Origin of the sequence: Selenomonas sp. AB3002 (assembly GCF_000702545.1) — a bacterium.
Taxonomy (GTDB): Bacteria; Bacillota; Negativicutes; order Selenomonadales; family Selenomonadaceae; genus Selenomonas_B; species Selenomonas_B ruminantium_A.
Genome location: NZ_JNIO01000002.1, coordinates 178,551 through 190,704, shown reverse-complemented (window position 1 = coordinate 190,704; position 12,154 = coordinate 178,551). Strand labels below are relative to the sequence as shown.

The following is a 12,154-nucleotide window of genomic DNA, read 5'->3' as shown; positions in this document are numbered from 1 at the left end:
AGGCAAATAGTCGGCTTTGAGTTTTCTAATTTACATAATTATACTTGGGAGGATGGACTGATGCGTGAAAGCATAAAGGTAATAAAGTATTGCAGTAGGGCATCTTTAGTTTTCTTGGTGCTTACCTATGTTGTTTCAGTAAATCTTGAAGGGCATTTTATATCAATCGATTCTATGTGGATACCCAATAATTTTCTTATTACACTGTTTGGTGGCGTATTTGCGAGTATGCTTGTAGTTGTCTTTTGCGAAGTCCAAAAATACCTGAGCGTAAAGACAAATACAGAGGAATATCTTTTTTATCAAAGTGTTTATTTATATCAGGCACTTATGCAAATGAGAATAAACATAGAAGATTACCTAAAACATTGTGAATGGCAAGTTCCTGCTAACTTGTTTGATGAGAGTATAAGGATGATTCAGTGTGAAATGAACGCATTGCAACTGACAGACTATGCAACATTCGAGCATGGCAATGATTCTTTGATGATTGAACATGGAAGGTTCCGTATAGAGTCATTGTCGAAGATGCAGCCAATCTTACTGGCTGGAATCAGATTAAGGCTTGCTATCAATGAAACTGAATATTATAATTTACAAAAGCAGTTAGAAACTCATACCTATTTAAGTTCAAACAAACAGATTACGTCCGAGAGTCCAAGGATAGCTCGTATACTTAACGATGAATTGAAGAGAGTTTGTTTATCTGTTTCGTTAATGGATAGTTATATTACTGCGATAGATAATTATTGCAACCAAAGGTTCAAGTGGGATGAAATGAAAGTGAAGTTTGTGTTTATTCATCTTGGAGATACATGCTTACAAATTTAGTTATATACAGACTAACCATCAATAAACTCTATAATACAGGACTTCCACCAGACTATTCTAATTGCCACGAACTGGTGCAGCTAAACAGTTAGCAGAGGGCATTTTTCGCCTTCGTCGCTCTAGATCATTTTTTGAAAAGGAAATTACGATTATGTGGAATGATGTTGAAACTCAAACTGATTACTTGCATTTTTCCGTAATATCGCAGATAGTAGCGGATATGATTATCGAATCTGGGAACAATCCCATATCCATTGGTGTTTCCGGCAGCTGGGGATCGGGAAAATCCTCTATGGTAAAGATGATAGGACAAAGCCTAAAGGAGCAGGATAAGGAGAAGAAATATATATTTCTTGACGTTTTTGAAACACGCCTTAAAAGTTTGTTTAATCTATATGTTTTGTAGTATAATAAAAGGATAAAAATGTTACTATATCATTAGTAGAATTTACTTTGCAGTACAAATATGATTTTTGATGAAGATGTATTGTTTATCATGATGAATCTTTGGAGTTATGTAAAATGAGCTTGATAATATATTTAGAACAAAAAGCACTAAATAACAATATATCTATAACTGATTTATTGCGTACAGCTTTGGCTGTAGCTATAAAATTAGATGTTCAAGAGTTTGAAGAATGGATCAATAATGAATTGAACGGATATAAAGATGTTGATTCAAGCATGATTCCTAAATATAGATTTATAGCAGGAGAAGCGAAATATTATAATCCCTATCATGGTTGGTGTGATGTCTTGTGGGAAAATCAAAAACAATATGATTCATTTAATAATGTTGCAATACGTGAAAAGATTTCAGAAATAGAGGGTTTTGCGTCAAGTGACGGTGTGTTATCGCGAGATTTTTCAGTGGATGTGCAAAGATACTTTTCGAAAAATAATTATGGTATGGTGCCTAAGTTGATTTTTGGTAAACATAGTTTTACAGGAATAATAGATAGTGTGAGAAACAATATATTAAAATGGGTGTTGGATTTAGAGAGAAAAGGTGTCCTGGGTGATGATATGGTATTTAATGAAAAAGAGCGACAGACAGCTGGAAATATAACCATAAACAACTATATCGGGCATGTTGAGCATTCATACCTTCAGCAGGGCCAGGATGCCTGTATGAACATCAATTCTGGTTATGATAGAACAAAAATGGTAAAAGATTTAATTTCAGAAATAAAAAAAGTGCTACCGCAGGTAGAGAATAAATCTGATAGAGCAGAGATAAATGCGGATATAACGACAATAGAACAACAGTTAAAATATCCTAGACCTAAATTTGGTATTGTTTATGAACTACTAGGCTCAATAAGAAACGTTATGGAAGGTGCAGGAGGGAATTTGCTTGCTTCTTGTCCTGCTATAGTAGAGGGATTTAAAAGTATATTTGGATAGAATTTCGTATTTATTAAGTGGTGTTCATGATTACAGTATTAGTTGCCTTTTATGAGAATATGAATTATAGATAATTTATGATTGGTGTATGGATAGTACCTTATTATGGTATTAGGAGGTTTAGCATAGATGCCGGAACTAATATGGAATGGAAAGGAAGAGGCGGTAAAGGCGGCGGGACGTTTGCCGTATCGGCTGCTTACTGAAGACCGTAGCCTAAGTTATGGTGCTGATGGGGATAATATGCTTATTCAAGGGGATAACTTATCTGCCTTAAAGTCATTGTTGCCTTATTATAAAGGTTTAGTTAGGTGTGTTTTCATAGATCCACCATATAATACCAAGTCGGCGTTTGAACATTATGATGATAATATGGAACATTCTATATGGTTGTCAACGATATATCCTCGTCTGGAATTGCTTAGAGAATTTTTAACTGAGGATGGAAGTATATGGATTACCGTAGATGATAATGAGGGGCAGTATCTCAAAGTCATTTGTGATGAGATATTTGGCAGGAATAATTTCATTACGACCATAACTTTGCCCCATACCCGCTTTGCTGGACACCCGAAATGAATGGTACAATACATTCATGAGGTGATACGATTGAACAGATACAGTAATGAATTTAAGGAAGAAGCCGTAAAAAGAGTCTTGAGCGGTGTTCCGGCCAGCCAGGTAGCCCGAGAGATAGGAGTCAACGTAAGTTCCCTATACACTTGGAAGGCAAGATACATAAAACATCCGGAGCAGCCCTTTGTCGGCAGTGGCAAGCTCCGTGATGAGGATGCCGAGCTAAGAAGGCTACAGCGGCGTATTAAAGACCTTGAACAGGAGAATGAATTCCTAAAAAAAGCGAGCGCCTTCTTTGCCAAGAACCTGAAGTGATCCGATATTACTACATCGAAGCTAACCGCGGCAAATATCCGATTGCAAAGATGGTGCGATGGGCTAATGTATCCAGAAGCGGTTTTTACGCTTGGCTTTCCCGCAAGCCAAGCCCACGTGACAAAAGCAATGATGAGCTTTTACGTATCATTAAGCAAATTCACGAAAAATCCAATAAGACCTATGGTTCCGTGCGCATTTTCAGAAAGCTACGTAAAAAGGGGATTAAGGTCAACCACAAGCGTGTAGAACGTATCATGAAGGCAAACGGCATACATGGCAAGGCACGTCGTAAATATAAGGCTACAACATATTCAGACCATGATATGCCTGTTGCCGAAAATGTTCTCAACCGCAATTTTTCTGCGGAACATCCTGGGGAAAAGATGGTCAGTGATATAACCTATATCCCTACAGACGAAGGCTGGCTTTATCTAGCTGGGGTGATGGATTTATGCGGCCGTAAAATGGTAGGAGTGGCCATGGACAGCCGTATGACCAAACAGCTAGTTATGTCAGCTTTACAGGATGCCATAAATCATACCAGCGATGTAAACGGCTGCATCCTCCATTCTGACCGTGGAAGCCAGTATTGTTCCAAAGACTACTGCCAAATGGCAAAGCAGAATGGTTTTACGATGAGCATGAGCCGGAAAGGCAACTGTTGGGATAACGCTCCCATGGAAAGCTTCTGGGGTACATTAAAACAGGAATGGCTGAACGAGAAGCATTTCCGCACTCGCGCTGAAGCTAAGGCGGCTGTATTTGAGTATATTTGGATTTTCTACAACCGCCAGCGAATACATTCCAGCAACGATTACCAGACTCCGGAAGAATACTACATGGAGCGAATGCCCGTTGAAAAAATTGCTGCCTAAATTGGTGAAGATGGCCAAAACTGCGGAAAATAAAGCAATTTTGAGGATGCGTTAGGAATCTTTCATTTTAGGTGTCTAAGCGCATGGGGGAAGGCCACTTGGCAAAGCAGATACTCACGTTCAAATGATGCGGTTGTATCCTTGTCGCACAATTATATTTATGTTTATGCGGTAAATCCAGATGTATGGAAGAAAGCTAGGAATAGGTTGCCAAGGACAGAAGCACAGTCCAAGCAATATAAAAATCCAGATAAAGATCCTAATGGACCGTGGAGGGCAATTCCCTGGGATGCTCCCAATATAAGGCCGAATTTGACTTACCCCATTATAAACTTAAAGGGAAATGTAAAAATGCCACCTACTGGGCGTTGCTGGAGTAGGACTGAAGATCAATGGCTTGATATTGTCAGAGAAGGACGAGCGTACTTTGGCAAGAATGGTGATGGAATGCCTTCTGTAAAGTCATATTTGAAGGATGCTCCTCCGATAGTGCCTAACACTTGGTGGCCTCATGATGAGGCTGGTCATACAGATGAAGCCCAAAAAGAGATTATCGCCCTGTTCGGTAAAGATAATACTTTCGAAACCCCTAAGCCGGAAAGACTACTTCAGCGTATATTGCAAATAGCTACTAACGAAGGTGATTTAGTTCTTGATTCCTTTCTTGGCTCTGGCACCACTGCTGCCGTAGCTCATAAGATGAACCGCCGTTACATTGGCATTGAAATGGGGGACCATGCCATTACCCATTGTGTGCCACGCTTGCAGAAGGTAGTGGACGGTGAGCTGGGCGGTATTTCTAAGGCTGTGAATTGGCAGGGAGGCGGTGGATTCCGTTTTTATCGGTTGGGGGAGACTTTATTTGACGAGTACGAGATTATTCGCCCTGATATAAACTTCCTTGAATTGGCGGCGCATATCTGGTTTACAGAAACAAAGCGACCTTACAGTGGTGATGGCAAGAGCCCTCTTTTGGGCGTTCATAATGGTACTGCATACTATTTGCTTTATAACGGTATTTTGGGAGATAAAAAGCCCCAGAGTGGCAATGTGCTGTCAAGGAAAGTGATGTCTATACTGCCTCCTTATGATGGGCCCAAGGTCATTTATGGTGAGCGAACTCTCTTTGGGGCAGCAAAGATGCAGCAGCTTCAGATTACATTCAAGCATATCCCCACAGAAATCAAGGTCTATTAAGGAGGCGGCGCCATGTTGCAGTTAAAGAACTATCAGGAAGCGGCCTTAAAAAAGTTGGCGGCCTTTCTCGGCTCGGCAAGGCTGGATGGAAAAATTGCACGGGCCTTTGCAAAAGAGCAGGATGCCCAAGGTTATGGGGCAAAGTACAAGAGTATCAAAGGGCTGGAAGATGTCCCCTATATTTGCCTGCGCTTGCCCACTGGGGGAGGCAAGACTCTCTTGGGGTCCTATGCCATTGGCGTAGCGGCAGAGGAATACTTGGAACAGGATTATCCTCTGGTAATATGGCTGGTGCCTACAGATATTATCCGCAAGCAAACTTTGGAGGTATTGCAAAGTACCCATAAAGAGAACCGTCGAGTGCTGGATGAAAGGTTTGGCGGCAATGTGCGGGTTTATGACATTACTGATTTTACTCACTTGCGGCCTCAGGACTTGCGGGATAAGACAAATGTTTTCATAGCTACTTTTGCAGCTTTTCGGGTAAAGTCCAAGGATGGACGTAAAGTTTACCAGACTAACGAGGCATTAGATGCCTGCTTCCGCGATATTCCTTCACAGGACTATTTTGACAAGGACGAGGCAGGGGAGATGTTTCATTCCTTTGCTAACCTGCTTAGCTTTATGCGGCCTCTTATCATCATTGATGAGGCACACAATCATGCCAGCAAGCTATCAGAAGAAGTGCTGAGGAGGCTTCGCCCTTCGGCCATTGTAGAATTGACAGCTACTCCGGCAGATAACAGTAATGTGCTCTATAAGGTTACTGCTTCGGAACTAAAGGCTGAGGATATGATAAAGTTGCCAGTGATGCTTGAGGAAGCTCAAAGCTGGCAGGGCGCTATTGACAGTGGTATTGAACGGCGTAATGGTTTGGAAAAACTTGCGGAAAATGAGCCCCAGTATCTGCGGCCTATTATGCTAATACAGGCGGAAAACAAAGATAAAGAGGTAACGGTTGAAGTCGTTAGGAATTATCTTATTAAGGAGCATGGTATTCCGGCAGAACAGGTAGCAGTGGCTACGGGGGAGCAGAGGGAGCTCGACAAGGTAAATTTGTTTATAATGGGCCCCTTGTCAAGACCACATCCTGAAATTTTAAGAGTGTCAGTGAACAGAGTATCCTACGCAGCGAAGCAGCCAAAATAGAATTCGTTAGGAACCTTGTAGCCTAAAGCCTCGTGGGGACGTATATTGTTGTAATCATCCACGTATTGGTTGATCAGGCGGCGAAGCTCTCTTGGCGTACGGTATTCGTTAGGATAGAGCTGCTCCGTTTTGAGGCTGCGAAACCAGCGTTCAATCATGATGTTGTCAGCCCAGCGGCTCCTGCCATCCATGCTTTGACGGATGTTAAGGCTACGAAGCAGGTCTTTGTAGTCATCACTGGTAAACTGGCTGCCCTGGTCTGAATTGATGATGGCTGGAACGCCACATGCCTTAACGGTTTCCTTTACGGCATAAATGACAGATTCTGCTTCCAGACTATCTGAAAGATAATGGCCGACCAGCCGCCGGCTATACCAATCAATTATTGCAGTCAGATACATGTGTCCATGTGGCATCGGAATATAGGTGATGTCAATGGACCACACCTGGTTGGGGAAAGACACATTATAATTGCGTAACAGATAAGGCACGATAGACTCCTTGAAATTGCGCTTGGACAGATTAGGTTTAGGGTAAACGGCATAGATGCCCATCTTCAGCATAAGTCGCCGTACTGTCTTGCGACAGGCTGAAAAACCTTCTTCCTGCAGTTTGGCAACAATCTTACGAGAGCCGAGATAAGGACACCTGGTATGCCAGTAGTCGATACGTGCCATTAAGGCTTCATCAAGCTTGACAGCAGCTTTATCTGGTTCAGTGGGCGTGTAATATAGGCTTGAGCGGTTTAGTCCCAGCAGCTCGCACTGACGGCGTATGGAAAGACCATTACCCTTTCGGATCATATTCCGGGATTCGTGGGATGGTCTCCCCAGCCTGGCGAAAGCAGTCCTGAAGAAAGTCGCGTTCAAGCGTAAGCTGACCAATGGTCTTTAGCATTTGGTCATTCTTTTTCTTCAGGTCGTCCTCCTTCCTCTGAACGGCCTTACGCTCAGAGTCTGCGCCAAAGGCGAGATAGGCATTCTGCAAGAATTCTTGCTTCCATTTTCTGACCATGTTTGGATTCAGGCCGTTTTCAGAGCAGATGACATTGAATTCCTTGTCGCCTTGAAGAATTGACAAAACAATCTTGGTCTTGAATTCAGCAGTGTACTTTTTTCTTGGCATAATGGCAACCTCCAATTTTCGTTACCTATACTATATCATGCACTCTTAAAATTTTCAGTACTGGTCTGAATTCATGGGCCCATTATAGTTCGATCCTTCCTGCCCTGTGCGTTACGTCATTACTGTGCAAGCCTTGAAAGAAGGCTGGGATTGCTCCTTTGCCTATGTATTCTGCAGTGTGGCGAAGGTCCACTCCAGCAAAGATGCTGAGCAGCTTCTTGGACGCGTGCTTAGGATGCCCTATGCCAAACGGCGCCAGCATGACGCCTTGAATCGGGCTTATGCCCATGTGGCGGTGGACAGTTGGATGAGTGCCGTGGGCAGCTTTAAAGACAATCTTATAGACATGGGGTTCGAGCGTGAAGAAACAGAGGAGGCGGTACAGCCAAACTCGCAGATTTCTTTGCTGGAGGATGAAAAAAAGGAATATGTGCAGAATGCCACGTTGGAATTCTATACAACAGAAGCCCCGGATTTCTCTGGCAATATGGCACTTAATCTTTTAACCGAAGTTGTGAAGGAGGAGCAGACAGGCAAGTACAAAGTCACCATCAAGGAAGCAGATAAGGATAATCTGCGTGATTTGCAGGAACAGGTGACGGAGTGTTTCAAAAATCCTCATGACCAACAGGAAGCCTTGTATGCTGTATCAAGGACAAATGTTTACATCCCGCCTAAAGGGATGGTAGACAAGGGTGTAACCTTTGCCATCCCCCAGCTTTGTCTTGATTTTGGGGATGGGGCAGAACTGGCGGATCGGGAGGCCTGCCTGGCAGATGGCTGGTCACTATCAAGTTTTTCCGCGGAGTTGCCCGCCTTTGTGGTGGATGAAAGTCGCCATGTTTATGAATTTGATATTTTGGACGGCAAGATTACAGAACAGTTTTCCAGCTCAGAGGAAGGACCCTTGGGACTGGAGCGCATTACAGATTGGGATGAAAAGAAGTTGGTTATCTGGCTGTCCAGACGGATAACAGCTTTAGACTTAGACTTTGGCGACTTGGTAAACTATCTGCGTAAGGCTGTTGACTATCAGGTGCAGGTCAAGAAAGTGCCCATGGCAGACTTGGTGCGCTTTCGTTTTGTTCTGGCAAAAATACTCAAGGAGCAGATAGAAATCAATCGCAAGGAGGCTTACAAGCAGGGAGTACAGGAAACTCTGTTTGAAGGTGAGGCAGCTAGAGTGACGCCGGAGGTGCAAATGGCTTTTAGGCCGGGACATTATCCTGCTAAGAGTTTTTACCGTGGCAAGGTGAAATTCCAAAAGCATTTCTATGCTTCCATAGGGGATATGGATTCAAAGGATGAAGTGATATGTGCCCAATATATTGACGCACATCCAATGGTGGAAACATGGGTCAGGAACATTCCACGTGATACTCTTAACTCTTTTTGGCTGCCAACCCACCAAGATAACTTTTATCCGGATTTTGTGGTCAAGCTGACAGATGGCCGGGTAGCGGCTATCGAGGTCAAAGGCGGTCATTTGGTGACAGCGGATGATTCCAAGGAAAAAGATATGGTTGGCCATGTATGGGCAGAAGCCAGCCAGGGAAAGTGCCTGTTCCTGATGGCCACCCTCAAGGATGCACAGGGACGGGATATTGGCAGACAGGTCAATGAGCTTTTGGGTATGTGAGTTTGATAAAAGCTAGTGGTGCAACATCTTAGGTTAATGAAGAGAATTAAAAAAACACCGTATAACCCGTAGTAGGCAAGGTGTTCTGGGGAGGCTGGCCAATTATAGGCTGGCCTCTTATTTTGGTATGAGGAACATTAGTTAGAAACAATGTGCTGCTCAGGCAGGAATCAAATGGAGCAGTCGAGAATAAAGCCTTAGCGATTGTTTGGAGGGATTTTTACGTATAAATATTTCTACCATACTCCTGAAGGCTTTTCCAATCTGCTACTTGGCAGTGATGGGACATATCTTACGGATTTGAACTTTGTGAGCCAAGATGATGAGTGGCAGGGGAGTAAAGGCAAGGAACAGCGTCTGCCTGTTTTTGCAGAGACCTGCCGCTGGCTGGATATATATTTTGGAGGCAGGGAGCCTGGTTTTGTGCCTCCTTATCAGGAAAAAAATGCTACACCTTTCAGGCAGGTGGTGCTGAACATCGTGGCGAATATTCCCTATGGAAGGGTGACAACCTATGGGGAAATAGCTCAGGAGGCGGCCCGCCGGCTGGACAAGCCCAGGATGTCAGCCCAGGCTGTAGGCGGTGCCGTGGGCTGGAACCCCATCTGCCTGATCATTCCCTGTCACAGAGTAATCGGCGCCAAGGGCACGCTGACAGGATATGGCGGCGGCATGATGAATAAGATTGCTTTGCTGAGGCTGGAGGGGCATAGGGTGACGGAGAAGGGGATTTCCTCTGGTGTCACAGATTGGGTGAAATGGTGAATATTATGGCAAATGAAAGAATCCAAAGACCCTTAAAGAGAAGTGTCAAAATCGGGTGTATTTCTTTTGTATTGGTATTGTGCCTATGCCTTGGTGTCAGTATATATTTCAGCTACAGAGAGTTCTTTTTTGAACAGAGCGAAGTCCATATAAGAAATATAATTACTTATGTAATTGGCCATATTGATAATGATGACTTGAAACATTGCGCCGACACGAAAGCAGAAAGCGAGAAATACAAGGAATTGCTGGCTTTCATGGATGATGTCAAGGAGGATTTCAATCCGCAGTACCTTTACATCATCAAGCCCTTGAAGGAAGATGGCGGGAATCATGTGCTGATCATCATGAGTGCAGAAAATAATTATGACCGCTATGAAAATACAGAGGGAAACCTGTATCTCGGCGATATAACAGAGGATGAATATACCAAGGAAGAAGTAGACGAATATCATAAGGCTATGAGCGCCAAAGACATAGTATTCATGGAGAGCAGAAGCTATTGGGGGCATTCCTATTGCGGTTTATATGCTCTGCGTGATTCCCTGGGAGCTCCCTATGCGATTTTAGGAGTCGATATAGACCTGACACAGATGTACCGCGATATCCTGTATAAGACCCTTAATGTCCTTTTGATAATCATTGTTATCGGCGCTGTATTCATTTATGTATTTCTTGTCTGGACTTCGAGGAATATCACAGATCCTATCGAATTGCTGGAAAAAAGCGCCATCAGATACATTGAGCAGAGCAGGTGCGTAAGTTCCCCCGATCAGCTTGATTTTGAGAAACCAAATCTTGATATAAAGAATGAGGTGGAGTCTTTAAGCAATACCATCGGTCAGATGACAGTAAATATCAAGAACTACATGCTCCAGCTCATTTCTGCTGAAAAAGAGACAGCTCATATGAAATACCTGGCAAATACAGATTCTCTTACTGGTGTGAAAAATAAATTTGCATATAATGAGAGAGTGGAAGACATCAATGAAAAGATAGCCAGCGGCAGCATGGATGATTTTGGCATCATCATGATGGACCTTAATCTATTGAAGAAGATAAATGATACCTATGGTCATGAGTATGGAGATATGCTTATCAAGAATTTCTGCGGTGTTGTATGCGATGTATTTGTCCATTCTCCTGTCTACAGGATAGGCGGCGATGAATTTGTAGTTATCCTTCAGAAAACGGACCTGGCAAATGCAGATAAGCTGCTTTCAAATTTTGAGGAAAACTTAAGCAGGCGTTCTGCCAGGGAAGACGTCAAGCCTTGGGAAGCACCTTCTGCTGCCGTAGGAGTTGCTTATTTTAATAAAAATACGGATTCCAATGTAGAAGATGTATTCCGCCGTGCAGATGGCGCCATGTATAAAAGGAAAGTAGAGATGAGGGCTGAACGTACTGATTAGGCACATAAGCTATTTGAGAGGAGTGCGTTAGTATGAGTGAACTGCTTTTTGTCTGCTATCCCCGCTGCACCACCTGTAAGAAGGCGGAGCAGTGGCTGAAGGATAAGGGGATAGAGGTGAAGGTGAGGGATATCAAGGAGGATAACCCTACGGAGAAGGAACTGCGCCAGTGGCATAAGAAAAGCGGCCTGCCCCTGAAGCGTTTCTTCAACACCAGTGGTGTCAAGTACAAAGAACTGGGGCTGAAGGACAAGCTGCCAGAGATGAGCGAGGATGAGCAGTTTGCCTTGCTCTCTACGGACGGCATGCTGGTGAAGCGGCCTATCCTGGTGGGAAAGGGGCGGAATGCCAAAGTCCTGGTGGGCTTCAAGGAAAAAGAGTGGCTGGAAGTGTTTGAGTGAAAACCGTTATATGATTGTCCCTCACCTGCGGGTGAGGGCTTTTCTGTTGGAAGCAAGTGCTTGACATATACCCCTCATGGGTATAATCTATATACCTATAAGGGGTATATTTTGGACACTATCAGGGAGGCTGTTATGGAGCAAGCGCATGAAGGATGCTGTGGCTGTGCCGAGGTAAGGCACAAGTATCGTGACAAGGAGGGCGGGGAATACAAAGGGCTGATCTCCCGTCTCAACCGCATTGAAGGACAGGTGCGGGGCATCCGCCGCATGGTGGAAGAGGATCGCTATTGCGTGGATATCATGACCCAGGTCAGCGCCATACAAGCGGCCCTGGGGGCTTTCAACAAGGAACTGCTGTCCCAGCATATCAAGAGCTGCGTGGTCCACGATATCCGTGATGGCGACGAGGCGGTGGTGGATGAACTGGTGATGCTGCTGGGCAAGATGATGAGGTGA

At 43.9% G+C, this 12,154-nt stretch carries 14 protein-coding genes; 12 read left to right on the top strand and 2 right to left on the bottom strand.

The genetic code is table 11. The annotated features are described in order from the left end of the window. Positions 1–60 precede the first annotated feature (60 nt). The 7 genes from P159_RS0101195 (at position 61) to P159_RS0101160 (ending at position 6,353) form a co-directional block, all read left to right on the top strand. The gene (locus P159_RS0101195) at positions 61–831 is read left to right on the top strand and encodes a hypothetical protein (RefSeq protein ID WP_029540652.1); all 771 of its coding nucleotides are present in this window, start codon (positions 61–63) and stop codon (positions 829–831) included. A 151-nt stretch (positions 832–982) separates the two neighbouring features. After that, the gene (locus P159_RS0101190) at positions 983–1,237 is read left to right on the top strand and encodes a P-loop NTPase fold protein (RefSeq protein ID WP_029540651.1); all 255 of its coding nucleotides are present in this window, start codon (positions 983–985) and stop codon (positions 1,235–1,237) included. A 116-nt stretch (positions 1,238–1,353) separates the two neighbouring features. Further along, positions 1,354–2,238 (top strand): hypothetical protein, encoded by an 885-nt coding sequence (locus P159_RS0101185; protein ID WP_029540650.1) that lies wholly within the window; start codon positions 1,354–1,356, stop codon positions 2,236–2,238. Positions 2,239–2,367: 129 nt separating this feature from the next. Beyond that, positions 2,368–2,817, top strand: a complete 450-nt coding sequence (locus tag P159_RS0101180; RefSeq protein WP_029540649.1) for a site-specific DNA-methyltransferase — start codon at positions 2,368–2,370, stop codon at positions 2,815–2,817. Between the two features lie 30 nt (positions 2,818–2,847). Continuing rightward, a protein-coding gene (locus P159_RS0101170; RefSeq protein WP_318253476.1) for an IS3 family transposase occupies positions 2,848–4,007 on the top strand; the annotation gives its coding sequence in 2 pieces (ribosomal slippage) (positions 2,848–3,103 and positions 3,103–4,007; 1,161 coding nt in all). A 57-nt stretch (positions 4,008–4,064) separates the two neighbouring features. Next, entirely contained in the window at positions 4,065–5,204 is a 1,140-nt protein-coding gene (locus P159_RS0101165; protein WP_080705864.1) for a site-specific DNA-methyltransferase, read from the top strand. A 12-nt stretch (positions 5,205–5,216) separates the two neighbouring features. Beyond that, the gene (locus P159_RS0101160) at positions 5,217–6,353 is read left to right on the top strand and encodes a DEAD/DEAH box helicase family protein (protein ID WP_029540645.1); all 1,137 of its coding nucleotides are present in this window, start codon (positions 5,217–5,219) and stop codon (positions 6,351–6,353) included. Here P159_RS0101160 and P159_RS18195 read toward each other — a convergent pair. Both P159_RS18195 and P159_RS0101150 read right to left on the bottom strand, forming a co-directional pair. Then, a complete protein-coding gene (locus P159_RS18195) occupies positions 6,329–7,222 on the bottom strand; it encodes an IS3 family transposase (protein WP_185753568.1) in 894 nt (297 codons plus the stop codon). The genes P159_RS0101160 and P159_RS18195 overlap by 25 nt on opposite strands. Continuing rightward, positions 7,140–7,478, bottom strand: a complete 339-nt coding sequence (locus P159_RS0101150; protein ID WP_029540641.1) for a transposase — start codon at positions 7,476–7,478, stop codon at positions 7,140–7,142. The genes P159_RS18195 and P159_RS0101150 overlap by 83 nt, the downstream gene beginning before the upstream one ends. A 235-nt stretch (positions 7,479–7,713) precedes the next feature. Between P159_RS0101150 and P159_RS20850 the strand changes: the two genes are divergently transcribed. The 5 genes from P159_RS20850 (at position 7,714) to P159_RS0101125 (ending at position 12,154) form a co-directional block, all read left to right on the top strand. Further along, positions 7,714–9,117: a hypothetical protein gene (locus P159_RS20850; RefSeq protein WP_221174041.1), complete on the top strand. Its 1,404-nt coding sequence runs from the start codon at positions 7,714–7,716 to the stop codon at positions 9,115–9,117. A gap of 309 nt (positions 9,118–9,426) precedes the next feature. Then, positions 9,427–9,882, top strand: a complete 456-nt coding sequence (locus tag P159_RS0101140) for a methylated-DNA--[protein]-cysteine S-methyltransferase (protein ID WP_318253475.1) — start codon at positions 9,427–9,429, stop codon at positions 9,880–9,882. A gap of 5 nt (positions 9,883–9,887) precedes the next feature. Beyond that, positions 9,888–11,294: a GGDEF domain-containing protein gene (locus tag P159_RS18990; RefSeq protein WP_318253474.1), complete on the top strand. Its 1,407-nt coding sequence runs from the start codon at positions 9,888–9,890 to the stop codon at positions 11,292–11,294. Between the two features lie 32 nt (positions 11,295–11,326). Continuing rightward, positions 11,327–11,695, top strand: a complete 369-nt coding sequence (locus P159_RS0101130; RefSeq protein WP_185753567.1) for an arsenate reductase family protein — start codon at positions 11,327–11,329, stop codon at positions 11,693–11,695. A 135-nt stretch (positions 11,696–11,830) separates the two neighbouring features. Beyond that, the gene (locus tag P159_RS0101125; protein WP_029540633.1) at positions 11,831–12,154 is read left to right on the top strand and encodes a metal-sensing transcriptional repressor; all 324 of its coding nucleotides are present in this window, start codon (positions 11,831–11,833) and stop codon (positions 12,152–12,154) included.